The organism is Bdellovibrio sp. HCB337 (assembly GCF_047302465.1).
Classification (GTDB): domain Bacteria; phylum Bdellovibrionota; class Bdellovibrionia; order Bdellovibrionales; family Bdellovibrionaceae; genus JACMRP01.
Map to the genome: position 1 here is coordinate 2,272,606 of NZ_CP178621.1, position 24,313 is coordinate 2,296,918.

26 protein-coding genes are annotated in these 24,313 nt (G+C 45.2%); 15 read left to right on the top strand and 11 right to left on the bottom strand.

From position 1 onward, the window contains the following. Positions 1-36: 36 nt before the first annotated feature. The gene (locus ACLWBB_RS11015) at positions 37-207 is read right to left on the bottom strand and encodes a hypothetical protein (RefSeq protein ID WP_413287561.1); all 171 of its coding nucleotides are present in this window, start codon (positions 205-207) and stop codon (positions 37-39) included. A 245-nt stretch (positions 208-452) separates the two neighbouring features. On the opposite strand from ACLWBB_RS11015, the gene ACLWBB_RS11020 reads away from it, so the two are divergent. The 3 genes from ACLWBB_RS11020 to ACLWBB_RS11030 are packed head-to-tail and all read left to right on the top strand — an operon-like array spanning position 453 to position 2,657. Beyond that, positions 453-1,259 (top strand): SAM-dependent methyltransferase, encoded by an 807-nt coding sequence (locus tag ACLWBB_RS11020; protein ID WP_413287562.1) that lies wholly within the window; start codon positions 453-455, stop codon positions 1,257-1,259. Then, complete coding sequence (locus ACLWBB_RS11025) at positions 1,237-1,779, top strand: 2OG-Fe(II) oxygenase (protein WP_413287563.1); 543 nt, start codon at positions 1,237-1,239, stop codon at positions 1,777-1,779. The genes ACLWBB_RS11020 and ACLWBB_RS11025 overlap by 23 nt, the downstream gene beginning before the upstream one ends. Then, positions 1,764-2,657: a hypothetical protein gene (locus ACLWBB_RS11030; RefSeq protein WP_413287564.1), complete on the top strand. Its 894-nt coding sequence runs from the start codon at positions 1,764-1,766 to the stop codon at positions 2,655-2,657. Before ACLWBB_RS11025 ends, ACLWBB_RS11030 begins: the two co-directional genes overlap by 16 nt. On the opposite strand, the gene ACLWBB_RS11035 is transcribed toward ACLWBB_RS11030, so the two are convergent. Both ACLWBB_RS11035 and ACLWBB_RS11040 read right to left on the bottom strand, forming a co-directional pair. Beyond that, positions 2,539-2,973, bottom strand: coding sequence for an acyl-CoA thioesterase (locus ACLWBB_RS11035; RefSeq protein ID WP_413287565.1), 435 nt, complete (start codon positions 2,971-2,973; stop codon positions 2,539-2,541). The two genes, ACLWBB_RS11030 and ACLWBB_RS11035, sit on opposite strands and share 119 nt — an antisense overlap. An 80-nt stretch (positions 2,974-3,053) precedes the next feature. After that, positions 3,054-3,452: a helix-turn-helix domain-containing protein gene (locus ACLWBB_RS11040; RefSeq protein ID WP_413287566.1), complete on the bottom strand. Its 399-nt coding sequence runs from the start codon at positions 3,450-3,452 to the stop codon at positions 3,054-3,056. A gap of 254 nt (positions 3,453-3,706) precedes the next feature. Between ACLWBB_RS11040 and ACLWBB_RS11045 the strand changes: the two genes are divergently transcribed. From ACLWBB_RS11045 to ACLWBB_RS11055, 3 genes are read left to right on the top strand one after another with little or no spacing between them, the layout of a single operon-like run. After that, the gene (locus ACLWBB_RS11045; RefSeq protein WP_413287567.1) at positions 3,707-4,132 is read left to right on the top strand and encodes a response regulator; all 426 of its coding nucleotides are present in this window, start codon (positions 3,707-3,709) and stop codon (positions 4,130-4,132) included. A gap of 30 nt (positions 4,133-4,162) precedes the next feature. Beyond that, positions 4,163-4,672, top strand: a complete 510-nt coding sequence (locus ACLWBB_RS11050; RefSeq protein ID WP_413287568.1) for a chemotaxis protein CheX — start codon at positions 4,163-4,165, stop codon at positions 4,670-4,672. A 13-nt stretch (positions 4,673-4,685) separates the two neighbouring features. Beyond that, complete coding sequence (locus tag ACLWBB_RS11055) at positions 4,686-6,065, top strand: HD-GYP domain-containing protein (protein WP_413287569.1); 1,380 nt, start codon at positions 4,686-4,688, stop codon at positions 6,063-6,065. On the opposite strand, the gene ACLWBB_RS11060 is transcribed toward ACLWBB_RS11055, so the two are convergent. After that, a complete protein-coding gene (locus tag ACLWBB_RS11060; RefSeq protein WP_413287570.1) occupies positions 6,038-7,246 on the bottom strand; it encodes a CCA tRNA nucleotidyltransferase in 1,209 nt (402 codons plus the stop codon). The genes ACLWBB_RS11055 and ACLWBB_RS11060 overlap by 28 nt on opposite strands. Positions 7,247-7,296: 50 nt before the next feature. Here ACLWBB_RS11060 and queG point away from each other — a divergent pair, with 50 nt between their 5' ends. Beyond that, positions 7,297-8,352, top strand: coding sequence for a tRNA epoxyqueuosine(34) reductase QueG (queG, locus tag ACLWBB_RS11065; protein WP_413287571.1), 1,056 nt, complete (start codon positions 7,297-7,299; stop codon positions 8,350-8,352). A gap of 76 nt (positions 8,353-8,428) precedes the next feature. Here the strand turns inward: queG and ACLWBB_RS11070 are convergent, their stop codons facing one another. The 5 genes from ACLWBB_RS11070 to ACLWBB_RS11090 form a co-directional block, all read right to left on the bottom strand. Then, positions 8,429-9,661 (bottom strand): EF-hand domain-containing protein, encoded by a 1,233-nt coding sequence (locus ACLWBB_RS11070; RefSeq protein ID WP_413287572.1) that lies wholly within the window; start codon positions 9,659-9,661, stop codon positions 8,429-8,431. 20 nt (positions 9,662-9,681) lie between these two features. Next, on the bottom strand, positions 9,682-10,659 hold the full coding sequence (locus ACLWBB_RS11075; RefSeq protein WP_413287573.1) for a type IV pilus modification PilV family protein: 978 nt from the start codon (positions 10,657-10,659) through the stop codon (positions 9,682-9,684). Continuing rightward, positions 10,656-11,111: a type IV pilus modification PilV family protein gene (locus ACLWBB_RS11080; RefSeq protein ID WP_413287574.1), complete on the bottom strand. Its 456-nt coding sequence runs from the start codon at positions 11,109-11,111 to the stop codon at positions 10,656-10,658. Before ACLWBB_RS11080 ends, ACLWBB_RS11075 begins: the two co-directional genes overlap by 4 nt. Then, positions 11,111-14,110, bottom strand: coding sequence for a hypothetical protein (locus tag ACLWBB_RS11085; RefSeq protein WP_413287575.1), 3,000 nt, complete (start codon positions 14,108-14,110; stop codon positions 11,111-11,113). The genes ACLWBB_RS11080 and ACLWBB_RS11085 overlap by 1 nt, the downstream gene beginning before the upstream one ends. A gap of 314 nt (positions 14,111-14,424) precedes the next feature. Further along, positions 14,425-14,946 (bottom strand): hypothetical protein, encoded by a 522-nt coding sequence (locus ACLWBB_RS11090; RefSeq protein WP_413287576.1) that lies wholly within the window; start codon positions 14,944-14,946, stop codon positions 14,425-14,427. Between the two features lie 35 nt (positions 14,947-14,981). On the opposite strand from ACLWBB_RS11090, the gene ACLWBB_RS11095 reads away from it, so the two are divergent. Beyond that, positions 14,982-15,911, top strand: a complete 930-nt coding sequence (locus ACLWBB_RS11095; RefSeq protein WP_413287577.1) for an HD-GYP domain-containing protein — start codon at positions 14,982-14,984, stop codon at positions 15,909-15,911. A 109-nt stretch (positions 15,912-16,020) separates the two neighbouring features. Beyond that, on the top strand, positions 16,021-16,482 hold the full coding sequence (locus tag ACLWBB_RS11100; RefSeq protein WP_413287578.1) for a hypothetical protein: 462 nt from the start codon (positions 16,021-16,023) through the stop codon (positions 16,480-16,482). A 64-nt stretch (positions 16,483-16,546) separates the two neighbouring features. On the opposite strand, the gene ACLWBB_RS11105 is transcribed toward ACLWBB_RS11100, so the two are convergent. Together ACLWBB_RS11105 and ACLWBB_RS11110 are read right to left on the bottom strand one after the other, a co-directional pair. Beyond that, a complete protein-coding gene (locus ACLWBB_RS11105) occupies positions 16,547-17,107 on the bottom strand; it encodes a hypothetical protein (protein ID WP_413287579.1) in 561 nt (186 codons plus the stop codon). Between the two features lie 13 nt (positions 17,108-17,120). Further along, the gene (locus ACLWBB_RS11110) at positions 17,121-17,945 is read right to left on the bottom strand and encodes a hypothetical protein (RefSeq protein WP_413287580.1); all 825 of its coding nucleotides are present in this window, start codon (positions 17,943-17,945) and stop codon (positions 17,121-17,123) included. Positions 17,946-17,995: 50 nt separating this feature from the next. On the opposite strand from ACLWBB_RS11110, the gene ACLWBB_RS11115 reads away from it, so the two are divergent. Genes ACLWBB_RS11115 through htpG form a run of 6 tightly spaced genes read left to right on the top strand, consistent with a single transcriptional unit; the run spans position 17,996 to position 24,295 of the window. Next, positions 17,996-18,721, top strand: a complete 726-nt coding sequence (locus tag ACLWBB_RS11115) for a creatininase family protein (protein WP_413287581.1) — start codon at positions 17,996-17,998, stop codon at positions 18,719-18,721. Between the two features lie 47 nt (positions 18,722-18,768). Further along, complete coding sequence (locus ACLWBB_RS11120) at positions 18,769-19,353, top strand: hypothetical protein (RefSeq protein ID WP_413287582.1); 585 nt, start codon at positions 18,769-18,771, stop codon at positions 19,351-19,353. Positions 19,354-19,356: 3 nt separating this feature from the next. Then, a complete protein-coding gene (locus ACLWBB_RS11125) occupies positions 19,357-20,313 on the top strand; it encodes a formimidoylglutamase (RefSeq protein WP_413287583.1) in 957 nt (318 codons plus the stop codon). Positions 20,314-20,322: 9 nt separating this feature from the next. After that, positions 20,323-21,348 (top strand): threonine aldolase family protein, encoded by a 1,026-nt coding sequence (locus ACLWBB_RS11130; RefSeq protein WP_413287584.1) that lies wholly within the window; start codon positions 20,323-20,325, stop codon positions 21,346-21,348. Continuing rightward, positions 21,345-22,424 (top strand): tryptophan 2,3-dioxygenase family protein, encoded by a 1,080-nt coding sequence (locus tag ACLWBB_RS11135; RefSeq protein ID WP_413287585.1) that lies wholly within the window; start codon positions 21,345-21,347, stop codon positions 22,422-22,424. The genes ACLWBB_RS11130 and ACLWBB_RS11135 overlap by 4 nt, the downstream gene beginning before the upstream one ends. A gap of 14 nt (positions 22,425-22,438) precedes the next feature. Next, entirely contained in the window at positions 22,439-24,295 is a 1,857-nt protein-coding gene (htpG, locus tag ACLWBB_RS11140) for a molecular chaperone HtpG (RefSeq protein ID WP_413287586.1), read from the top strand. The last annotated feature ends 18 nt before the right edge of the window (positions 24,296-24,313 follow it).

A 24,313-nucleotide genomic window follows, 5' to 3' on the forward strand; every position in this document is an offset into this window, starting at 1 on the left:
AAAAAAGGCCCTCTGTATAAGAGGGCCTTTTATCAATTACACTTCTTCATCAAGTTCTTTAAGAAGAGCTTCGATATCGACAGGAATCACGTTCAACAAACGTCTTACGATTCTTGGACCACCGAATTCGTTAAAGCCTTGCTCAGCCTTGATCTCGATAGCTTCTTCTTGCGTATTGATTTCTGTATTTGTGTTGATGTCTTTCATGGTTTCTCCTTTTTAGTTGTTTGGCGTCGTTCGCCGTTGCAAGCCCTTTATCCAACATCTGTGCCACTCATTTCCGGGCCTCAAATCGAAATAAACCACTCCTCGCATTAAAGCTGTCCGAGATTTCGGACAACGGTTCTTAAATCTTGGACTGAAAACCAAGATTAAGAACCCAGCTACCAATATATATGTTTTAAGCCTGGCACTCTTCTTGATGATGGCAGGAACATACTTAAGGAGACTTTATGAAAAACCTGAACATTGTTGGAATCGGAACTAAAAGATTTTCTCAAATCACCCTGGAATCCCTCGAAGTGCTGAAATCATCCGAAGCTATTTGCTTCATTGAAACTTCTGAGGAGCTCTTAAAACAGTACCTCCCAAACACTCCAAAACTTGTGAACCTAGATCCTTATTATAAGACCGACCGAACGGACCTCGAGAACTATAAGGATATGATGAAGACCATCCTAAAAACTCTGGATAGCCATAACAACATTAGTTTCATCGTAGCTGGACACCCACGCTTGGGAGTTTTTCTGACGAAAGCTCTAGAAACCTGGGGACAAGCTAAAAACATCTCTGTGCGCGTTTACGAAGGGATCTCTAGCTTTGATGTGATGGCCAACACTCTTCAATTGGATATTCTCGAGAATGGGACCAGCATCGTGGATGTGAATCGTGCACTTCTTTTTGAACATAAATTAAATACGCAATGTGACCATTTCTTTTATCATGTATGCTCTGTCGCCAATCCTGTTGCTGACTACTTGGGGCAGCATGGCGGCAACCGTTTGGATCTTCTCAAAAACTACCTTTTGAATTTCTACAATCAGGAACACTCAATCTATCTAGTGAAAGCAGCAAACTCTTCGAGAGAGAGTTCTCAGGCTATCCCTTATCGATTGCGCGACTTAGACCAACTTTCTGAAATGATTGATTTCTCTACAACCCTTTTTATTCCTGCGCAAAAGTCTTCAGAAACCAACGAAGAAATCATGCAAATCATGAAGAAAGCCGGAGTTCGCCGTGAACATCAAAATTTACTCTAAACCTTATACGTATTTTGTTATCGAGAACTTTCTACCTGAAGAAGAGTATCAATCACTAAAAAAGGCGTCTCTTGAAACGGTCCATTGGGAATCAAGCCCCGAATATCATGACAACTATGGCATGATTGGTGACGCCAGTGTCTTGCGTAGAATGTTAGGGCCTCAAATGAAAGATCTTCTTTCTGACATCGTTAAGAATCGTGTTCAAAGATTTGATGGCTCTGTCCCCCAGCTTCGCAGAACCTTTGGCACCACAGAGGGACTCGAGAAGCATACGGATGAAACTTCTGGATTTGAATTGGGTGTATTTCTTCACCTCACAGATTGGGAACCCAACATGGGAGGAGAACTTCAAATCTGGAGTCGAAGTCAGGACAGTTATCAGCTTGAAAACGAAATCGCTCCTAAGGGAAATACTTTGGTGGGAATGATCTTTTCGCAAGACTCTTATCACAGCGTAACCGCAGTCACGAAACCTAAAGAACGGTTAACACTGCTTACAGAATGGAAATTTGCTTGATCTACTATTCAACGGCTTCTATTCAAAATCTTTTTCAGTCTTTGGATTACTCTCCAAAGAAATGGCTTAGTAATCGTCTCGGCGAAAATGAAAAAAAGATTCTAGTCGCACGAGAAAATCACCGTCGCCACCTTCTGCAGAAAAATTGGCAAATGCCCTTTGTTGAAATCTTACAGCCCGCTCTGCAAGAGTTTGCGTCGTCCTCTGTTTCAATGCATCAACCGCCGACGTTACAGAGTCCCGAGTTCTTTAAAAGAATGCTTTCTAAAGATCTCAAAACATCTCTCTTAGAATTACTTCCAGAATACGCAAACCACTTCAAGAAACATCTAGAGCGAGCTCAGTTGTCGAACGAGAATTCTATATTTTATGCCGATGTCAGCCCACCAGGTTTAATCATTCACGGAAACAGCACTCCGACGGTTGGCAATCTTGTGTTTTTAGCTCACGAAATGGGACATGTTCTTTTCGAGGAACTCTATCCAGGCGACGAGGTCGGCTCGGAATCTTTTGCATTTCTACTAGAAGACAAGGTCGCCCAGCTACTAACAACATCTGAAGCTGAGCACATTAGCTGGATTAAGTTCAAAAAATCCCAAGACGATTTGAACTACCTTTTATGCATGAATGAATTTCAAGAGTACGCTACGGGAGTTTCTAAAATCCCGTCACACTATCTGTTTTTTAGAGAATCTTTGCTAACGTGCTGGGGTTATCAAACCATCAATGCCATTGCTTCGCTCAATCGAAGCAAAAGACTTAATCAGCTTTGCGGCTCTTTAGACGCTGTTCACGACGTCTTTTCGCAGCTTCAAAGCGGCGCTTGTCATCTTCAGACTCTAGAATCAAATCTGGAACAGCGATGGGCTTACCGTTAGAGCCTAAGGCCACGAAGGTTGTGTAAGCAGAAGCCGTATGAAAAACTTCACCGGTTTTAGGGTTTTCAGCATCTACGCGAACGCCGACTTCCATCGATGTGCGTGATGTGAAATTTACAGACGCTTTCAGATTTACCACCCAGCCTTTATAGACAGGGGCAACAAAGCTCAAAGAATCTATACTAGCGGTAACAACTTCTTTATTAGAGTGCCGTTGAGCTGCGATCGCAGCGGCAATATCGATCCAAGACATGATAGTTCCACCAAAGATAGAGCCCAATGCGTTCGTGTGGCTCGGTAAAACTAACTGGGTCATTATCACCTGGGAAGCTGAAACTGGTTTAGCGTTCCCCATGATAATGACCCTCAACTTTCAGAAAAATTCAGTAGGTAAAATTACATTCCCGCGCCGATATCGCCATTGCCGTTGTTGCGGCCGATACCGTTTTGAGCGCCTGGAAGTGTCGTCGCACCCGCTACAGTCGTGTGACCTGCAGGGATTGTTTGCGTCGCTTGATTGTTGTATGCAGCAGCTGCAACACCTTGGTTGATGTTTGTTTCCGTGCGAACTTCGTTCTCCACGAAACCAAGATGAGGCAAGCACCATACGATCAATTGGGCGCGTGACTTCACGTTCATTTTTTTGTAGATATTTGTAAGGTGGAATTTCACTGTTTTTTCAGTGACGAAAAGCTGGTTCGCAACTTCCTTGTTGGACAAGCCTTTGCTTACTAATTCAGCAACCTCTGCCTCTCTATTCGAAAGACCTTTTTGAATCAGGACATCTCTGAGCATCCTTGCTCCCTCCCGCTAATTGTTTATCTTCGTTAACCGTTTTTTGTTTGTTCTATTTATTTGGTCTGGTTTTACGACTCATTTTAGGACTAGTGTCTATCCTTAGACTGTACCTATGCCCTAATTTGAAGCACCCCACCTAGATTCAAGTCTTACAACAAAATCTTTTTTTAGCAAGACTCTTGGACTCTAGTTTTAAAAAACTAGACCGAAAAGATACTAAATTTTCTAGAATTAACCGGCGAGGGTATATTATGTTTCCTAACGACACCAAATTCTTAGTGGTCGATGATTTCGCAACAATGCGCAAAATTATCAAAAAAGTCCTAAATGAACTAGGCTATACCAACGTTGAAGAGTCAGACGATGGTAAGAACGCCCTGCCGATATTGCAAGCAGCAGCAACAAGCGGAAGCCCCTTTGGATTCGTGATCTCTGACTGGAATATGCCAGGAATGACAGGAATCGACCTCTTAAAAGCCTGCAAAGCCGATGCAAACCTAAAAAACATGCCTTTCATGCTTGTAACAGCTGAAAGTGAACAAAAACATATTCTAGAAGCCGCTAAAGCCGGTGTGTCTGACTACGTTGTAAAACCATTCAACGCAGCGACCCTTAAAGCGAAGATGGAGAGAGTTTATCAACGTCATTCTGCAGCTCCTGCAGCAAAAGCGTCGTAAACCCTCACCTCATCAAACAAAGGATAAACCATGTCTGCAGCAGCCAAGAAAACTGAAGAAGTCACGAACCCGCTTTTTGATAAGCGCCTGCTCCATGCTTTCGTTGATGGTGTGATCAAAACTCTCGCTACGATCGCTCAAACTGAAGCTAAAGTGGGTAAACCATTTATTGAACCTGAGTTCACTGCTACTGGTGAAATCGCAGGAATGGTGGGCATGATTGCTCCCCCACTCAAGGGAACTCTTTTAATTAGTTACACGAAACCGGCGATCTTCCATATTATGGAGAACATGCTCGGCGAAAAGCACTCAGAGCTTACAAATGAAGTTTCTGATGCTGTTGGTGAGCTTACTAATATGATTTACGGAACTGCCAAAACAGCCTTGAATCAAATGGGCTATAACTTTGAAATGGCAATCCCTTCCGTGATTCGTGGAGAATTTATTGTTTCTAAGGCAAGCAAAGGTGCCACTCTTGTGATTCCTTTCGAACTTAAAAACAATACGTCGTTCTTCGTTAAAATCACCGTTCAAATGTAACAATAAAATAAATATGACCCTTAAACCACAATTCGTCCCTACGGACGTTCTTATTACGAGTCTGCGTGATAAGTTTTGGGAGGATGTGCAAAACATCCTCAAGGGCTATTCTTCTTATCAGCTTCACCACATTAAAAACGTCGAAGAAGTCATGAATCCGCAGCAATTGATGGCGCCGATTCTAGCACTTGTCGATGGACACGGCGGCACCCTGGCTACCTCTGAGTGGGTGCAAAGCGTGAAAATGACCTACCCTGACTGCCCATTAATTGTGCTTTACGGGCCTGAAGATGCCTTGGATTTTTCAATTCTGAAGAAAAATGGTGCAAACTATATTATGCACACAAACTATGACCGGGAATTTGTCACCGACATGGTTCTGCAGTTAGCTCCCGTCGACCTTTTCGGCAATGATTTGCCTGCCTCAGCGCTTTTTGCCATCGATCTTCGCGATGTGAACCCCGAAGAAGCCATCAATTTTGATATTTACGTTCACCTGCCTTCCAATGAAAAAAGCTTCAAGGTACGTAAAGAAGGCGGCACGATTGACTCTCGCCTTTTCGATAAATCCAACTCTACTCACCAACGTCTTTATATAAAGAAGACGCAAATGAAGGAGTTCTTCGAATACGCCCGCACCATACATAGCATGAAGGACGTTCCGGACTCGTCCCCGATGACCGAGAAGGTTTTTAAATCTAAAAAACTGATTCACGAAATCATTTCCGAGTTTTTAGATGCCGAAATGTCGGACTTTCAAAAAGGCAAAGTGATCTATGACCGCTGCCGCGAAATCCTCACAGAGCTTGAAATTATCAAAGAGAAAAATGCCGACGAACGCGTTCGCGAAATTTACCGCTTTGTAGGACACAGCAGAAGCACCTATCAAGATGCGATTGGCTTAGCTGTTTTTGCGTCTAACTTTGCTGCTCTGCTCGGCATGTCGGCTGAGCAAATTGAAAATGCGGCTTTAGCAGGGCTTCTACACAATGTGGGCCTTGCGCAAATGCCGGCAAGTGCAAACGGAAAAACCCCTCAGAACTTGTCGCCCGAAGAGACGGACGAATACAAACTCTACCCGGATCGCTCTGTCATTTTAATTAAGTCTAAGAAAGTTCCGCTTCCGGCAGAGGCCTCAAACGCTATCGTTCAGCACCAAGAAAATGCCGACGGCAGTGGGTTTCCGCATGGCCTTGAAACTGCTCGTATGGATCCATTAGGAAAAGTCATGCGTCTTGCGATGCGCTTTTTGGAACTCACAGCCCTTGATGGTGAACAACTTGGAATGACGCCGAAAGCGGCCATTACTTCGATTCGAACAGACGCGATCTCCGGCAAAGCTTATGTGGATCTTGTGACCGTGACTCAGGTCTTCAAAAAATTAGGAACTTGAGCAAGCATTTCTTCGCGCGAAGAATAGCGCCCCTCCAACTGCCAAACAAAACACTTGTGCAACCAAGTACCTAGCTCTCTACCCTCGAAGTGTCCTTTAAGATCATCACCCTGCACCCAGGCCTCTGGCATTTTTTCGCCCCAAGCTTGCCACTGCTTCAACAGACGATCGCTGGCGGTTTTCTCGATTGCAAGCTGACTGCAAATTCGAATAAAGAGCCTAACGCTTTCTTCTCCGAGCAAAGATAATTGTTCGCCCGGTGTTGAAAGAAAGAAATGTTTCGGATTTTCAATATGTTCCAAGGCTCTTTTCAAGTGCCGATGCATGATGCGCGGAAAACGATAATTATCCAAAATCCACACCCACTCTAAATCTTTTTGCAAAGCCCACGGAGATAGGAACCGCATCCACGCAAAAGTCTCGTCTTTATCTGGGGTTGCGAACAGAGTCTGATATGCTTGTTGAGATTTTGCAAACACCCCTTGCCATCCCGGAAAGAGCGCTTTTCCCAAACCAGTTTCATGCATGAGGTTTAAGCCTTTCAGTGCATGATCGGTCTTTAAAAGCTTCAGAGTTTCTTCGTGCACTCTCTCTGCACTGACAGTTTTCACGTTGGCAGCAAGGCGTTTTGTTGCAGCAAGAGTCTCGGCATCGATTTCAAAGTCTAATTGCGCGGCAAAACGAACCGCTCTCAAAAGTCGAAGATGATCTTCTTTAAAACGCTCTTCCGGAACACCAACAGCTTTGATCTTTTTATCTGCTAAATCCTTAACACCACCCACGAAATCCAAAACTCGACCTTGGTTAAGATCATAAAAAAGCGCATTCACCGTGAAGTCACGGCGACGAGCATCTTCCTCAGGAGTTGTGAACACGACAGAATCGGGCCTGCGGCCGTCGGCATAAGCTCCGTCAGAACGGAAGGTTGCAACCTCAAATGAAATCCCCTCTTCAATCACCAGCATAACGCCAAACGCTTTACCAACGGCGACTGTCTTCGGGAAAATCTTCTCGATGGCATCAGGGGTGGCATCCGTCGCCAGATCCAAGTCATTGGCTTGTTTACCAAGAAGGGCATCGCGGACGCAGCCACCGGCTAAATAAGCTTTGTGGCCATTGTTCACCAATGTGTGATAAATTTTTTCTAGGGCTGGCCAATGGGGATGAGATTGGATATTCATTCATTGCCAGGATACCCTGTGATTTTTAGGAATGGAAAGCTCTTTTGGCTATGAAACTCGAAGAACTGCAAAATTATTTAGATGGAAAATCTCAAGAGTTGGGATTTTCACACTATGGGGTCAGTTCTTTAAGTCGCCCTTTAAGTTTTGAGGTCTATGAAAACTGGATTGCCGAGGGACTGCATGGGAATATGGAGTATTTATCAAGCCATGCCCCAATCAAAGAGAAACCTCAGACAAAATGGCCAAAGGCACAATCGGCTTTGGTATTTGCCGTCCCCTACTATCCTCATCCTGCACAACCTGAAAACTTCCCGTTAAAGGAAGCTCGCGTCAGTTTGTATGCTCAAGGTTATGATTATCATTTGTGGTTTAAAGCGAAGCTACAAAACATCTGTGACGATTTGAAGGGTCTTTATCCTGATGAGGAGTTCGTGCCGATGACGGACAGCAGTCCGGTGCTGGAGCGTGATTTAGCATATCGTGCGGGCCTAGGCTGGGTGGGAAAGAACACATGTGTGATTCACCCGAAAAAGGGCAGCTTGTTTTTTATTGGCGAGATTTATTCAAGTCTTCCATTAACTTTGGATGTAACTCCGGTTCATGACTTTTGCGGAACGTGCACGCGTTGTATTGACATCTGTCCAACGGGTGCCATCACGGAACCTCGAAAATTAGATGCACGTAAATGCATTTCCTATCTGACGATTGAATCTAGAGAACTGCCACCCGTTGAACTAAGAGAAAAAATAGGCGATTGGCTTTTCGGTTGTGATTTGTGTCAGACAACGTGTCCATGGAATCAGAAGGCCTTCAAAAATCAACTAAGCACAGAACTTATCGAAAACAAAACTGAAGATCAGGCGAAAGCATTGGAAGAAGAGCTAAGATGGCTATTAGCGAGCTCTGGCAAGTCCTTAGAGCGAAGCTTCCAAGGAACTGCTTTGTCGAGAGCGGGAGGCTTCGGCCTAAAACGCAATGCCATTATCGTCGCAAACAACCGAAACCTGGCATCCTTGGCTCCAGAAATCGAAGCCTTGTTAGACCACCCAAAACTCGGCGAACTCGCCAAATGGGCACTGACGAAGCTTAAACCCGAGAGCTGAGCCCCAACACCACCCTATCTAAAACTGGTATCTCATTTTGAGAAATCTTTAGCTTTTTAACTAATGGACGTAGTTTTTATTTTGGGGCGATCCAGACGTCTATGATTTGGCCTTTTTTGGTTTTGCCGCTTTCGTCTTTGAACCAATAGGTCGAGCGCTCACGCTCTTCTGCGTGTTTGCCCAATAGACGGACCGTATCCTTATTGTACTTCAAAGAGATCTTTACCACTTTTTCAGAGAGCTTAGTCAGTTCCTCTGGTTGGCTCACGCCATCGCCGTTTCCGTCTTTCCAAAGAACTAGGTTTTTAAATTCCTTGTCCTTCGCATCGAAGAGGCCGTCCTTGTTACTATCGAGCTTTTTCAAAACTTCAAAACCGTTGCTGCTGCCCTCAGCGCCCTCGCCAAAAAGTTCGTCCTTCTTGTCGATCGCGCCTGAACTATCTCGGTCCAAGGCTACAAACCATCCCGGATGATCTGCGTTCGGCCACATAGTCTCACCACCTGGGTTCAGTGGAAACTTGCTGCTGTTATCAAAACGCGGACGTTCATCATTTTCAAAAACCATCAACGGCGACCAAAAGCCCCCGCAAAATCCCGTCTGCCCTGGATACGACACATTGATTTCAATATTCGAGTTATCCGTAGAAACTGCGATACCACCAATTGAAGCCGTCAATGTCCCCGACTTCCCCATATACTCACCACAACCATAGGTCGGCATAAATGAAGACCATCCGTAGTGACCATAAATAGGTCCCGTCGTACAATCTTTCACCGTCTGCCCAAAACTGCTTGTACTAATCGACACCTTCGTCACCGCAGGCATCGTCACCGTCCCGGCATTATCGACAGTGATGCCACCCTTAAACGGAGTTTTTAAGATGACCGTATTCCCATAAATCGCGGCCGATGAAATCGTCCCTGTTGAGAACGTTGAAGAAGCCATCGCGCTGACACTGGCCCCCTTCATTCCCGCCGCGGTCACAAGACTTGCCGGATACTCAACCCAAAAATTATGAGCCACACCCGAAATATTTAACTGAAAACTCGCCTTCAAAACCGAATTCGGCGCTAGAGGATTCGGCACTCCTCGCAAATTCGTCGGAAAACACGAGTTGTGAATCTTGATGGTCACCGTGTCGTTTTCTGCGCGACTAACAATTCCTGAAGCCGGAGCACTAACCGCCGACTCTCCTAACGACGAAGTGTTCACCGACATTGGATAGTTTTGCACCTGAGCTAATGCAACGCTTTGGCCCAAAGCCAGCGCTAAAATGAGGAAGTATTTTTGCAGTATAAATTGCTTCATAACCATCCCCTTAAAACGTCCTACAGTCGTTCCGCTTTATGAACTTTAAAATAAATCATACGTTTCAATACTGAGTCCCTGCGCAAAGAGAACTTATCGATTTGGTCCGCCAGTAAAACCGGATTACCAAAAGAACCATTCTCGTAAGTCGTACGGTACAAATTTGCAGGAGGCTCTTTAAAACCCGTCACGAGTTTCGATTTTTCGATGTGATAGCGTACAATTTTAATCGCACGCAAACGCACGATCGATTGACCACCGCCAATAGATGGTACATTTCTTAAAAAATCATCCGCCGAGTTAATCAGAGTTCCAGAACCTGGATGAGTTTTAATAAGCATACTCGCCATCACTCCGACGACCGGATTTAGACTGCCGCCACTGACTGAGCCCATAAAGATCGGACTGCGCGGCGGAATTTTCAAATCCACTTTGCCGTTTGCTACACCACGAATCTTTGCCGGAGTGTCCAGCATCAAAGTTTTATTAGGGATCCAGAAACCCGGTCGCTGCGCGCCGATCCAGTTTTTCTGATTCAATGAAATAAAGCTCAGATCCGCAGCAATATTAAAATTAGCTGGCGACGGCCCCACATTGTAAGCCATCACCGGATCATAAATCAGCAAACTGCCGGCAGAACGGTCCTGAGTGATAATGTAGAATTCAGTCCGCCCGTCCAATGCAAGAGTCAGCTCGCGATCTTTTCGTGCGGTTAAACTGTTTTCAGGAATATCTGGGTAATAATCAAAGAACAAAAGACCCGCATCGTCTTTCACATTCAAATTATTGTAAGCCGGATCCAAGCCATTAAAGTCGTTAAACAGAATACGTTCAGCCAAAGTCTCATCGATATTGGCCTCGAGTGTTTTACGCATACGAATATGGTCTTTGATCATAGACATCTGCGTGCTGGCAACAAGTCCCAACCCCACCGCGGCAATGCCTACGGCAACTAATACTTCTACAATTGTAAAACCTTGCGTATTTCTTAACTTCATTTTGCACTCACCACAAAGTTATAGTCCCGATACTGCTCTCCACGAGCCGTCCAGGATTTATGAGTCATTCGCAAAGTCACCAAATAAAGTCCGCGGAATTGTTCCATCGGCTGAATGATATAACCATAAGTCCCCGCGCAGTCCGGGCACTCGATACGAGTTGTCAGGACACCAATATCCCAAGCCATCGGAAGGTTATCCAGCGACAAGGCTTCGCCTCTGCCGTCTTTGTAGTTGAAATTCACCTGGTAATTTTCAATACCCGCTTTAATATTTTCAGCAACGTCGTCCACCTGGCGCTCTGACGACGATAAAATTAAACTGTCACGCGTATTTCCCTTTAAGGAAATCAAGCCGCCGACAAATGAGAAACTCACGATCGACAAAAGCCCCATCGCCAACAGAACTTCTAGCAACGAATAACCTTGCTGATTTCCAACAGCCGTTTTCATTAGCGACCTCCTTCGCGAGCTTGCTCGACGACGAAGAAGCGAACTAAACGACGCTTACAAGTTGTATTCGAAGAGTTCGGCAAAAGCCCACAATCAGGATCTACTGCCGTCCACTGGAACGGGTCTGCTTTTGCGCGAAGACTGATCACGTTACAAGCCATACGGTCTGAAACCTCTTGAACAGATGGTTTTGGATGCCAGATCGGATTTTTAGGAGCATCACAACTAGCACCCGAAAGAGACTTCAAAACACCAATAGAACGAAGCTCTTGAGTCACTTGCGGATGATAGATACTGCTCCATACAATCCCCGCTTTGTATGCCGAAGGATCAATCTGAAGTTTGCCGACAATGAAAGTTCCGATGATTCGCAAAGGCTTTTGGCGAGCTTCGATACGCAAGCTATCACAAGTGTAGAAACCGGTAATAACATTCGCACTTGCGGAGATCACACACTCCTTAGCGATTGAATAAACTTTAAAGACACCATCAGCACCAGAGTCTAAAACCAATGTTTTATTAAACACAGGGTCGTGACCAATCTGCGATGAGCTGTCACCAGCAAAGTTCCATGAACTGCGTGTTGTGCCAGAGAAATCTACGTTCCAACTAGCCCCACCAAAAGATTGAGAAGCCGCTGCATTACGAGCCTGCTCACAAAGAACATCCAGATGCGCGTAGTCCGTATCATCTTCAGCGATACCACCCGCAGAGGCACTTGCGCTTGTTTCTGACATTGAACCAGGGGCAACCAAAGACTTACGATCGCTGCTGATACCAAAATTTAGATAACGTAAAAGCTTGCCGTTTGAAGGAGTCTTAATCGGAGCACTCTGATAGTAAGTACCATCATAAGCTAAGAACCCGATCGATGGCGCAATAGGATTTCCATTGTCATCAAGCAAGTGGTCAACTCGACTTGCCGTGATACTTACATCATAGCGGTCTTCGTACACACCAAATCTAGAATAAACTTTGGAGACCTTAATTACAATCTCTGCAGGTTCTGCCAAGGTTGCCAAATCGCTTTTTGCTTTCGCTAAAGCAGCGTCAGCTGACTTTACAACATCCTGCTGTTTTGGAACATCCGTGTACTGCAACTGATTCACTGTATTTTTCAAAGCCGTAATACGTCCCTTTAAATTGGTGATCAAATCCTGATCCTGATAGTCCACAACCGGAGTCGGTGTTGGTGTCGGCGTTGCCTTCGGTGTCGCGGTCGGAGATGGCGACGCCGAAGGAGATACAGACGGACTTGGTGACGGCTCTGTACTATCACCAGAGTCAGGACTTGCTGACGGAGATGGTGATGGTGACGGCGTCGGCGTAATGTTTAAATGCGGCGTCGGAGTTGGTGTCGCAGTCGGAGCTGGCGTCGGTGTTGGTTCTGGCTCCTCTGGTTTTTTTAGCTCGTTTGCAAGTTCCGTTTGAGCGGCGCTCAAATCGGCCTGTGCTTTTGAAAGTTGATTGTTAAAATCAGAAAGCTGAGTTTTTGCAAAGGTCAAACTTGACTGTGCTGATGTCACAGCACTTTCTAATTTTGCGCGATAGGCCGCGCCACCAACTTCGGGATTGATCGTGATTTCAGTGTTTCTAGATAATTGAGCAGTAACCAACTTATTTCCAAGTGCAAACGTCATTTTGAAAATGGGATCTCCAGAACCGTCGCGATCAACTTTGCCTTTACCGAAATTCGAAGTCTGAACCGGTAGCATTGGATTGTCCTGGGGACTGAATTCGTTTTTATTGGACAAGAACAAGCGATAGCGAAGATCATTCTTGCTATCGTCTTTTAAAGTGGCTGCTAACTCAGACTTATAAAGATAGTCGCTAGATGAAAGGTTTTGACTGCGCTCAATACACTGAGACATCAGATTCGTATCCGCACTACTTCCGGCAATAATACGTCCGAAAACCTGAAGCCCGCGGTCTAAGCCCCCGTCATTCTCAATACCACGTAAGAAACCGCCAAACGTAGGCACATCTGACCAGAAACGATCTGACAATCCCCCTGAAGAACGTGGTACGAACTGACTGCCATCAGGATTCTTCACCCAACCGTTGCCCATATATACGCGATCAGCAAATGTCACAGGCGCGTAGAGTCCGTTATAGGCCGAATTGTCTTTCGCCGGACGCTTGTCTTGCGGAAGATAAATATCTTGATTCACAAACACGGGGCTTAAGAAAACCAACCCTTGACCAGAACCAATTTCACTTTTGCTAGCAAAACGATGGAAAGACACATCGCCTGTGCCTTGAGTAGAATTCCACGCGGTATCTAAGTGAAGATCTTTAGGTACCATCAACGCAAACGACCCAACCTCTCGCGGGTAAATCACGATCTGGGAGGTGATCTTTAATGGCGAGCTACCAATACTAATAGGAGTTGTAGCGGTCTTACTGCTTTTTAAAGAAATCGTGGCACGCAGATAAACCTCGCGTCCCGCGCGCGGCAAATAACCACTTTCATCTTTTTCAAGCAAGATACTGACACCATCGACTTTCAAAACTTTGCCGGTAATCTCGTCTTTGACGGTTTTCAAGTTTTGCAAAACCGGAAATAGCGGATGGGCCGTTGTTGCAGCGCTGACCTTCAGATAACGTGTAATACTTTTTAGTGGAATATTGTTTTTATCAAGAGGCCCCACATCTGTGCCAGTGGCCAAGAGTTGCAAGATAAAGTTCTCTTGGTCTCCGGACATTATAAGGCGCTCGACACTGCCAGTGTGTGAGAGATTACACTGTGCTGTTGGGGAATTCATAAGAAGATCGTCGTCTGTAAAACAATATTTCTGACGAAGACCGTAAAGAACGTAATCCATGGTGCTATTAAGCGCGAAGCGAAGATTCACGGCATTCACAGTCTTGCCGATTTCTTTTTTCTGAGCGATGACGTAATCAGAGAGCATGTAGAATGAAATACTCATAGCCGCAGTGACAGCTAGTACCTGCAGTAGCACATTTCCTTTATTGTTGTGTAGAGCTCTCTTCGTCACAACGTACCTCTTCAACTCAACATTCACAGCAAGTTATTGTTTACACGAACCTCAGACAGAGCACCTCCAGAGCTCATCGTCAGGATGTTAAGAAAGTTAAAGTGAAAGATTTGTATTGTAAAAAAGCTTTCACATTTATGAGCCGACTTGAGATTTTCACTCGGGAAATAACTGAAAATGTGTTTGCTTATGAGGTAATTTTAGGAACAATTGTCCGCAGTCAACAGTGTCGCAAACACGCCCATCGCCAGAGAATTAGCAACGAGCGCATCGAATCTACAATGTAATCTGAATAAATTTTGATCTTAAGAAAACTATCCAACGCCGAGCTTACGCAAAAGCTCGTCGATTTCGTTTTGGTCCATCTTCTTTTTCTGTGCATCGACAGAGGCGCGAACATCCGCACCGAATTGATTCGAAACCCAACGAAGTCTTTCAAGAAAGGTGGTACTAAATGACTTTTTGAGCGCGTCTCCAGAGTCTCCGTCTTCGAGGCTGTCAATCCACTCGCTGAGAGTTTCGGTGGCATCCAGCAAAAGCGCAACGCAGACATCGTAAAACTGTGGGTTGCCTTGAATCTGAGACGCCTTATAACCAACCGCTTTGCAAAGTGCCGCATAGTCGGCAACAACATGAAGGGCATGCTCTGGCGGAACCAACAGGGCTAGACTTTTGGCACCCCCCATAACGCGGTCCACTTTCTGCCCATACTCTTCTAGCTGGGAAACCTGAGAAAAATCGCCTTCAATGTTTTCTAAAAGTTCGATAAGGTCCTGAATAAGAACCTTCGATTCGCCAATAAAATCTTTTACTATATCCTTATCTATATTCGACATAGAATCGAGAATAACAATCGAGGGGTTCGTTAGCAATGGATTATGTTTCTATTCGCGTGAGTACCTTGCGCGGGGATCAAAAAATTGATTTCAACGCGTATATCAAGATTAACGATAAGATGGTTCTCTATCTTCGTCGAGGTGACTCTTTCGAAGGAGAACGCCTTAAGCGCCTGAAAGATAAAAAACTCCGCAAGATGTTCATTCTGAACGATGAAGAAAGCAAGTACCGTGACTATCTTCAAAAGAATATCGAGATGGCTTACGATGAAAGATCTGGAAAAGACATCAACGCTCGTGCCGAAATCGTGCAAGGGCAACAGCAAAGCAATACCGAAGAAGTTTTTGAAGATCCAGGCAATGTCGAATCCTACAACAACACCAAAGATGCCGCTGGAAAATATGTTCAGTTTCTGATGAGCAACAGCAAGGCAATCAGCGCTGTTATGAATATCTCGAACGACGACTGTAACATTGCCCATCACGGAGTCACTGTATCCACACTCTCTGTGGCTCTTGCGCAAAAGTTGAATGTGACAGATCCAAAGAAGACTCAGCTTCTAGCGTTGGGCGCTCTTCTTCATGATTTCGGTCACTATGAATCAGGAGTAGCACTCAATCGCCTAACCTCTTCTTTTACGAAAGAGGAAATGAATATCTATACCGGACATGCGGATTTAGGTGCCCAGAAGGTGCAAGACAAGAAGCACTTTGACCAAACTGTTATTAACATCATTGCTCAGCACGAAGAATGTATCGATGGTAGCGGCTTCCCAAAAGGCGTTCGTGAAAATCAAATCGATCCTTTGGCAGTCATTGTATCTAGCGCCAACGCCCTAGATCGCATGATCACATTCGAAAAGATGCCTCGCCAAGACGCCGTAAAAAAGCTGATGATCGACCAAGTTGGCCGTCACCCACTCAATCATATTCAGTTCTTGGGCGACATCCTGAAGAACACCTAAGGCCTTCTATTCCTTATGGTTAAGTACGTATAACTTTATTGAACTCATTATTCGTTTTGAGTTGTCATAAGCTGGGTCCGATTTCTAAAACTCTAGAAAGGACCCAATTATGTTTTTAAAATCTGTTATTTCTTCTATTATCTTCTTCAGCGCAAGCCTTGTGCTAGCTCAATCAAAAGCCCCTGTCACTCTGGATGGCGATTATCGCTTAGAACTCACTATCAAAGGCAAAGTCTTCGTGGATCACCTGACCCTGAAAGGAAAAAATGGTCCTATCGAATTGACTGATTTCAACGGTGGGATCATCGGCACCATGGAAGTCCCAGGAATGTTTACCTCGCCCCTAAGAGGAGGCCGGGGCAATTGTAACACTTGGAATCTTACTTGCGGATTTTACTTCTGGATAGAGGCCAATGAAAACGGCCAAACCTATAAAGTGAACTACACAGCCCAAATGAGTCGGAAAAACTACCAAGAAGTAGAACGTGGGGAAGGCCCCGCTGTCTTAACAGGGAAGGCAACTTTCAAAGACGGCTCTGTTCTAGGAACTTTCACCGCCACCAAGCAATAGACTAAAATAAAAAACCCACATCTCGCAAAAGATGTGGGTTTTAATTTCTGAAATCTAAAATTTTCTAGAACATGTAACCAATAGAAAGCATCGGCATCACTTCTGTGATCGTAAGAGCTTCTAAATTGGTATTGGTCTCGTGCTTTTTGTAGGCGATGCTTCTATACGTCAACTCACCACCTAACAACCAACCGCTACCCACGCCGGCTTTGTAACCTAGATCAACCTGAATACCAGAGCCTTCGCTGTAATCGCCAAGCTTTGCTTGCATCAAGTAGTGACCCATCAGGAAGAAGCCTGCAGAACCCATGTAACCAAGCGAAGCTCCCATCGCAGAACCTGAAGTTCCTGATTGATTCAAGACACTCTCAGAGCGGGAAGTGTAGATACCACCAAAATAAATACCATCACCACCCAGAAAACCTAGCTTGATATCGTAAATTGCCGTTGAACCATCAGAAGAGGTTGTGGCACTGCCCCCAGTGTCTTTAGATTCAACTTTGGTCGATGTGTAAGAGAGATTCACATCAAAGAGAACTCCTGAACCACCCCCACGTGCCTGCGCTGTTGCAGATAGAGCCATCGCTGAGGCAAGAACGAGAGTGGACAATAATTTCTTTCTCATAAGCACTCCTTTGCTATTTAGAATCCGCAATCCAATGCGGACGTGACACTAAGATGATACCCTCTTCTGCCAGAGAGGAAAACTTTTTTACCCACACATCACCTGGTAAATTCGCATCGAGCTCCATGAGCAGGACCTGTTCCTTGAGCTGGTCGAGGGTGTATTTTCGATCTTCCTGTAGCAAATCCACAACAGCGGCGTCATAGACTTCGAGCTTGTGCTCTCTGACTTTTCTTTGAGAATAGTCGTAATAAAAAATATAGAGGCCCTCAGTCAAATGTAGCTCTGGAATTTCAAAAGTCGTGTAAAGACTCTGCAAAGATGGATTGGCAATGATGCGACCTTCCTCCTGAGGAGGAAATCCAAAATCTGCAAACGATAAATAGGACCAAAGCCACTCTCGCTGCGCCATCAAATAAAGACGAGAGTCCTGAAATTTTCTTTTCAGAAACACCGGCAAATAACGAAAATGCTCTGTAAGCAATGGGCCTTGCCACGGAAACTCTTGCAAATACGACTTCAGAATTTCCTTTAAGTCTGTTTTCAAAGCCTGAGCTGTATGCGGAAAATATTTTTTAAGATCCTCAAGCAGTACTTGCAGTAAAAAATCACTCGCCGGTTTATTTATTTTCACTTCACGGATTGCTTGAGGTTTTAACCAGTGCAGAGTTTCATCAAGAACCGCCTCGTAAAGCGCTTTTTGCGAAGGGGGCACCAGCTCGGGATGGGTCTCGAGAATAAAACTCCCCGCCCCTTGCAGAAGCGTCTCTCGACGAGATGCGCCTACACCAAGGACCTCATAATCTTTAAGCTGACGAGAGTCTTCCGAGTATGCCATGATTTTTAAATTCTACTGTCCCCGACATTTCAAGAGCAAGGAGTTGTTCTGTGACTTACAATCTCGCTGAAAAAACTTGGCCCATGATTGAAGAGTATCTGAAATCAAAGAAGTCCATCATCATCCCCGTGGGCTCGACCGAACAACATGGCCCGAATGGCCTGATCGGCATCGACTACATGAGTTCTTGGGAAATTGCTAAAAAAGTAGGCGAACGAACAAAAACCCTGGTCAGCCCGCCTTTGTGTTTTGGGATGGCTCTGCATCACATGGCCTTTCCGGGAACTATGAGCTTAACTCCGCTGACTTATGTGGCAGTTCTCACCGAATTGTTTCAAAGTTTGGCAAAACATGGATTTCGCCACTTCACGGTCATCAATGGTCATGGCGGCAACATCCCGTCTTTGAATGCTGCTTTTTCCCAAGTTCTGAACGGCGAGCAAGATTATCAATTTAAACTCATCAACTGGTGGCATTTGCCCGAAGTCGGAGTTTACGAGAAAGAACATTTTGGCGATGCCAATGGCTTTCACGCGACGTGTGGTGAAGTTTCCGTCACTATGCATACTCACCAAGAGGCCTACAAAGAAGTACCGACGAATTTCAAGTTTGCACCCACCGTTCGAGAATATCCGTGGCCAATGAGTCCACAGCAATTCCGCACGACATTTTCTGACGGAAGAATGGGCTCGGACCCGAGCCTCGCAACAGCAGCCCACGGCGAGAAGATTTTCAATATTGCAGTCGATGCAATATGCCAGAAAATAGGCAGTTAACACGCGGGGTTAACTAGAGCTTTTATTTTTGACCGGGGGCTTCCGGCATGCCAGAAGTTGATGCCATGAAGTACATCATGTTCTTGCTCATCACATTCTCGCTCCAGCTTGTACTTGGAGCTCAAGCCTTTAATGGTTTTCTGACCAAAAAGGGTGAAGAGTTCTATTATACTCCTAAAAGTTCACAGCTTTTCTACAAAGTAGTGCCGATGAATTTCGACGTTCAAGAGAGTCTCACTCGTCTTGAAAATGGCGACTTCGTTGTTGGCAATGGCAGTCTTGACACAGTTAATAAAAAAATTAGCATCCATAGTATCGATTACGTGGGCCTTCGGAAACTTCTAGGCCCATGGATCGGTGCTGATGGAACGATGGTGTTCAAGGATTTCACGACGATGAGATTCACTCCTCGTTTCAGAGATATCAAATTGGACACTCATTTGGCGGGATATCAAAAAGAATTCCGCTACAGCATTTCTCCTAAAGACGGTACTGAATGGGCACTATTTCTGTCCGACGACACAAATACGACTTTTGCCACCGTGGAATTCGCAAAGAAAAAAATTATCATGAAGATCTTTGAGTCTGAAAGTGGCAATATCGTACGCACTCTCAAACTTGAAAGACCTTAAAGCATGGCCTGGACGACATCCACTGATTCGAAACTTTTCTTTTCTAGACAAGATCCCAAAGACCCACGACTCGGCGAGTGGGTCACAGGCTTCCCGCTTCATAAAATCGACGATTTAAAATCTATTAAAGCTTCTTCTTGGGCCATCTTAGGATATCCCGATGATGAAGGCATTGCGATGAATGGCGGACGCGTCGGAGCTAAAGATGCTCCGCAAATGATCCGCACTTCGTTTTACAAAATGACGCCTTCTTTGCTGAATCCTGCACGTAAAGACATTGCAGATCTTGGCAATGTGCCTACCGACCTGCCATTGGCAGAACGCCACGAGCGCGGTCGTGAAACGATTAAGGCGGCTTTGGACTTAGGGCTTCGTACAATCAGCCTTGGCGGCGGCCATGACTATGGCTATGCCGACGGTGCTGGTTTTATCGATCACTGCCTCAGCAAAAATCAAAGACCTGTGCTTATCAACTTTGATGCTCACTTGGATGTACGCCCGACCGATAAAGGTTTTCATAGCGGCACTCCGTTTTATCGTTTGCTGTCTCAGTACGATGGCAAAATCGATTTTATCGAAGTGGGTCTGCAAAACCAGTGTAACAGCGTTGAGCACTTGCAATGGGCAAAAAGCAAAGGCGCAAAAACCTTGCTACTACAAGATATTCGCGACTACGGACTCAAAGAATCCTTGATGCAGGTCTTGGCACCGCTGAAAGGTCGCGCTTGTCTTCTGAGCGTTGATATCGATGCATTTGCTTCTGCCGAAGCTCCGGGCTGTAGTCAGTCTTGGACGACAGGACTTCACATTCAGGAATTCTTGCCAACATTGAAAGCACTACAGTCAGATCTCGATGTAAAGAGCCTTGCGATCTATGAAGTTTCTCCGCCGCTGGATCAAGACAATCGCACCAGCAAGCTTGCAGCGCTGATTATGCATCACGCTCTGTTTCACTCTTGAGGTAAGACCATGAAAAGAGGATTTGGCTCTGACAATCACTCCGGTGTTCATCCCCGCATTCTAGAAGCCATTGCAAAGGCCAATGTTCAACACGCCCCTAGCTACGGCACCGACGAATGGACCGAGAAAGCCGAAAACGTTTTCAGTGAGCACTTTGGACCTAAAGCCGAAGTCTTGTTTGTTTTTAACGGAACCGCTGCGAATGTTTTGGCATTGAAATCCTCCGCAAAATCATTTCAATCTTGCTACTGCACAGACCTAGCACACATCAATGTTGATGAGTGTGGCGCCCCCGAATACTTAGCGGGCGTTAAACTGATTCCTCTGCCGTCGGTGAATGGCAAGATGCGCTTGGAAGATTTAAAGAAAGCCCACATCCGTCGCGGCGATCAACATTTCTCTCAAGGGCAAGTGATCAGCCTGACTCAGCCAACAGAACTTGGCACGACATACTCGATGGAAGAGCTCAAAGAGATCATCACATGGGCAAAGTCTGAAAATCTGTATGTGCATATTGATGGCGCCCGTCTTTCAAACGCGGCCATCAGCCTTAACAAAACTTTCAAGGAACTTACGACAGATCTTGGTGTGGATATCGTTTCTTTCGGCGGCACTAAGAATGGTCTTATGATGGGCGAAGCTGTGATCTTCTTGAATCCTGCTTTGTATAAGGACACAAAATACTATCGCAAGCAATTGGGACAGTTGCCTTCAAAGACCCGCTTTATTGCAGCTCAGTTCTTAGAGTACTTCAATCAAGACCTGTGGAAAGAGATTGCCACCCACGCGTGCAACATGGCCGAAAAACTTCATGAATCCGTTCGCGCCTTGCCGGGTGTTGAGGTGACACAAAGTCGCCAGTCCAATGCTGTTTTTGCAAAAATCCCTCAAGCTTGGGTAAAACCCTTGCGCGAGAATTATTTCTTTTACGTCTGGGATGAACACACTTTCGAGTGCCGCTGGATGACCAGCTGGGATACCGACATTTCAGACATCGATGGCTTTGCGAAAAGCCTGAAGGAGCTTTCACGATGAAACATCCTCCCATTCACTATCACGACTATCTGAAGATAGACCAACTGCTGAGCGCGCAAAAACGCCGTAGTGAAGAGCTTGGCAATCCCGCACATGACGAGCTGCTTTTCATCACAGTTCACCAAGCTTACGAACTTTGGTTTAAGCAGATCATTTTTGAAATCGATTCGGTTTTAGAAATTTTCTCGGCCCACCCGATCGCCGAAAAAAACATGGCACTAGCGTCAGCTCGTATCGATCGCGTGATTTCAATTTTAAAACTTATCATGGGCCAGATCGACGTGATGGAAACCATGACTCCACTAGACTTCTTGGAGTTCCGTGACTATCTTTACCCGGCGTCTGGTTTTCAGAGTGTTCAGTTCCGTTTGATTGAAACCAAACTGGGGCTTAAAGAAAAAGAGCGCCTTCTGTACAACCAAACTCCGTTCTATCAGCACTTACCAGAGCCTCAGCAGAAATTAGTGAAAGAGGTCATGAGCAAAGAGTCTTTGTTTGAGTTGATTGACAAGTGGTTGGCACGCACGCCATTTTTGCAAAACAAAGAATTCGACTTCTGGGGTCTTTACAAAACAGCTGTGACTCAAATGTTTGAGGGTGATCGTCAAACTGTAAAAATGAACCCGCAACTTCCCGAAGAAGTAAAAAAGAAGAACCTCGAAATGATCGATGCTTCCGAGAAGACCTTCCATGCGACCTTCAGCGAAGAAGACTACAAAAAACTACAAGAGCAAGGTCACTTCCATCTTTCTTTTAAAGCCTTCCATGGCGCCTTGTTGATTTACTTGTATCGCGATCAACCCATCTTCCATGTGCCGTTTAAGATCCTAAGCTCTCTGATGGATATTGATGAGCTGTTGACTCAGTGGCGTTACCGTCATGCCTTGATGGCACACAGAATGCTGGGACAAAAAATCGGAACTGGTGGTTCTTCAGGTCATACTTACTTGAAAGCCGCTACCGACAAGCACAAGGTCTTCACTGATTTCTTTAACTTAAGTACTTTCCTGATTCCGCGTTCTAAAGTGCCGCCGCTTCCGGAAAGCTTACAATCGAAAATGAATTTTAATTACTAATAGGAGTTTCATTTATGGCAAAACAAACACAGGCCTTTAATGCCGAAATCAAACAACTTCTGGATCTGATGATCCACTCTTTGTACTCTCATAAAGAGATCTTCTTGCGTGAGCTTGTTTCCAACGCTTCAGATGCCTTGGATAAGATTAAGTTCCAATCGCTTACACAAGATAACTTAATGACTCCGGGCACGGAGCTCATGGTTCGCCTTGAGCCTAATAAAGAGCACAACACGCTGAAAATTACCGATAACGGGATCGGCATGAGCCCCGAAGAAGTTGTCGAGTACATCGGCACTATCGCTCGCTCTGGCACAAAGAAATTCGCGCAGCTTAATCAAGAGCTGAAAGAAAGACCTGAACTTATCGGTCAATTCGGTGTGGGCTTCTATTCTTCATTCATGGTAGCCGACAAAGTTACTTTGCATACACAAAAAGCCGGCACGCATAGCGGCACTCTTTGGGAAAGCAAAGGCGACGGCACTTACACGATAGACGAAATTCCACGCGCTGAAGGCCATGGCACCAGCATCACTTTGCATTTGAAGAAATTCGAAGCAGACGAAGAGGTCCAGGACTTTACCGATGTTTTTGTTTTGAAATCTCTCGTTAAAAAATATTCTGACTTCATCGCCTATCCAATCCGCATGAAAGGCGAAACGGAAGATGAAACCCTCAATAGCCAAAAAGCATTGTGGTTGAAATCCCCTTCTGAAATCACGAAAGAGGAATACAAAGAATTCTACCATCACTTGAGCCACGACTGGAATGATCCGATCAAGACCATTCACTACAAAGCCGAAGGCACGATGGAGTTCAATGCATTGTTGTACATTCCAACGCAAAAGCCTTGGAACTTTAACATGCGCGATACTGAATACGGCCTAAATCTATACATCAAGCGCGTCTTCATTATGGCAGATTGCAAAGACCTATTGCCGCCGTACTTGCGTTTCGTAAAAGGCTTGGTGGATAGCTCAGACTTATCATTGAACGTTTCCCGCGAAATCTTGCAACAGGACCGTCAAGTCACTCAGATCCGTAAAAGCGTCGTGAACAAGCTTTTAGGCGGCCTCAAAGACATGCTGACCAAAGAACGTGGCATGTACGAAATGTTCTGGAATGAATTCGGCGCAACTCTGAAGGAAGGCTTCCCAGGAGACATGCCAAACAAAGAAAAACTGCAAGAGCTTGTATTATTCAAAAGCACTGCAAGTGATGGTTGGACCACCCTTGAAGAATACATCGGTCGCATGAAAGAAGGTCAAAAAGACATCTACTTCATGACAGGCGATGATCTTGGCAAAATGATGGACAGTCCATACTTGGAAAAACTCAAAGAGAAAAACTATGAAGTTCTTCTAATGGCTGATCCTATCGATGAATGGGTAACGGATTCTCTTCGTGAGTACAAAGAAAAGAAGCTTCAATCTGTGACCAAAGAAGACCTGAACCTGGACACGGAAGAAGAAAAGAAAAAGAAAGAAGAAGAGACCAAAGGCTTCCTAGAAAGATTCAAACCTTTGCTAGAGAGCATGAAGGATACTCTGAAAGACCAAGTTAAAGATGTGAACATTTCAGAGCGTCTGACCGAGACTCCGGTCTGTTTGGTTGCTGGCAGCCACGATCCGTCGGCACACATGCAGAAGATCTTATCGCAAATGGGCCAAGATAAGGGCTTAAATGCAAAGCGCATCTTTGAAATCAATCCGAAACACCCAGTGATTGAAAAGATGATGAGCTTGAGCGCCGACCAACAGAAACTCTGGACGGAAGTGCTGTACTCTCAAGCTCTTTTAAATGAAGGTTCTTCGATCCCAGATCCGAAGAAGTTCAGCAAACAATTAGCCGAACTGATGTTAAAACAATAATAAAAAAGCCCGCTGTAA

Excerpts from the sequence above, each read along its gene's own strand:
- ACLWBB_RS11100 (WP_413287578.1), top strand. The coding sequence starts at position 16,021 with ATGTTTTTAAAATCTGTTATTTCTTCTATTATCTTCTTCAGCGCAAGC.
- ACLWBB_RS11135 (WP_413287585.1), top strand. The coding sequence starts at position 21,345 with ATGAAACATCCTCCCATTCACTATCACGACTATCTGAAGATAGACCAA.
- ACLWBB_RS11125 (WP_413287583.1), top strand. The coding sequence starts at position 19,357 with ATGGCCTGGACGACATCCACTGATTCGAAACTTTTCTTTTCTAGACAA.
- ACLWBB_RS11105 (WP_413287579.1), bottom strand. The coding sequence starts at position 17,107 with ATGAGAAAGAAATTATTGTCCACTCTCGTTCTTGCCTCAGCGATGGCT.
- ACLWBB_RS11030 (WP_413287564.1), top strand. The coding sequence starts at position 1,764 with ATGGAAATTTGCTTGATCTACTATTCAACGGCTTCTATTCAAAATCTT.
- ACLWBB_RS11055 (WP_413287569.1), top strand. The coding sequence starts at position 4,686 with ATGACCCTTAAACCACAATTCGTCCCTACGGACGTTCTTATTACGAGT.
- ACLWBB_RS11020 (WP_413287562.1), top strand. The coding sequence starts at position 453 with ATGAAAAACCTGAACATTGTTGGAATCGGAACTAAAAGATTTTCTCAA.
- ACLWBB_RS11075 (WP_413287573.1), bottom strand. The coding sequence starts at position 10,659 with ATGAAGTTAAGAAATACGCAAGGTTTTACAATTGTAGAAGTATTAGTT.
- ACLWBB_RS11040 (WP_413287566.1), bottom strand. The coding sequence starts at position 3,452 with ATGCTCAGAGATGTCCTGATTCAAAAAGGTCTTTCGAATAGAGAGGCA.
- ACLWBB_RS11070 (WP_413287572.1), bottom strand. The coding sequence starts at position 9,661 with ATGAAGCAATTTATACTGCAAAAATACTTCCTCATTTTAGCGCTGGCT.
- ACLWBB_RS11035 (WP_413287565.1), bottom strand. The coding sequence starts at position 2,973 with ATGACCCAGTTAGTTTTACCGAGCCACACGAACGCATTGGGCTCTATC.
- ACLWBB_RS11060 (WP_413287570.1), bottom strand. The coding sequence starts at position 7,246 with ATGAATATCCAATCTCATCCCCATTGGCCAGCCCTAGAAAAAATTTAT.
- ACLWBB_RS11050 (WP_413287568.1), top strand. The coding sequence starts at position 4,163 with ATGTCTGCAGCAGCCAAGAAAACTGAAGAAGTCACGAACCCGCTTTTT.
- ACLWBB_RS11080 (WP_413287574.1), bottom strand. The coding sequence starts at position 11,111 with ATGAAAACGGCTGTTGGAAATCAGCAAGGTTATTCGTTGCTAGAAGTT.
- htpG (WP_413287586.1), top strand. The coding sequence starts at position 22,439 with ATGGCAAAACAAACACAGGCCTTTAATGCCGAAATCAAACAACTTCTG.
- queG (WP_413287571.1), top strand. The coding sequence starts at position 7,297 with ATGAAACTCGAAGAACTGCAAAATTATTTAGATGGAAAATCTCAAGAG.
- ACLWBB_RS11130 (WP_413287584.1), top strand. The coding sequence starts at position 20,323 with ATGAAAAGAGGATTTGGCTCTGACAATCACTCCGGTGTTCATCCCCGC.
- ACLWBB_RS11045 (WP_413287567.1), top strand. The coding sequence starts at position 3,707 with ATGTTTCCTAACGACACCAAATTCTTAGTGGTCGATGATTTCGCAACA.
- ACLWBB_RS11110 (WP_413287580.1), bottom strand. The coding sequence starts at position 17,945 with ATGGCATACTCGGAAGACTCTCGTCAGCTTAAAGATTATGAGGTCCTT.
- ACLWBB_RS11120 (WP_413287582.1), top strand. The coding sequence starts at position 18,769 with ATGCCAGAAGTTGATGCCATGAAGTACATCATGTTCTTGCTCATCACA.
- ACLWBB_RS11095 (WP_413287577.1), top strand. The coding sequence starts at position 14,982 with ATGGATTATGTTTCTATTCGCGTGAGTACCTTGCGCGGGGATCAAAAA.
- ACLWBB_RS11090 (WP_413287576.1), bottom strand. The coding sequence starts at position 14,946 with ATGTCGAATATAGATAAGGATATAGTAAAAGATTTTATTGGCGAATCG.
- ACLWBB_RS11015 (WP_413287561.1), bottom strand. The coding sequence starts at position 207 with ATGAAAGACATCAACACAAATACAGAAATCAATACGCAAGAAGAAGCT.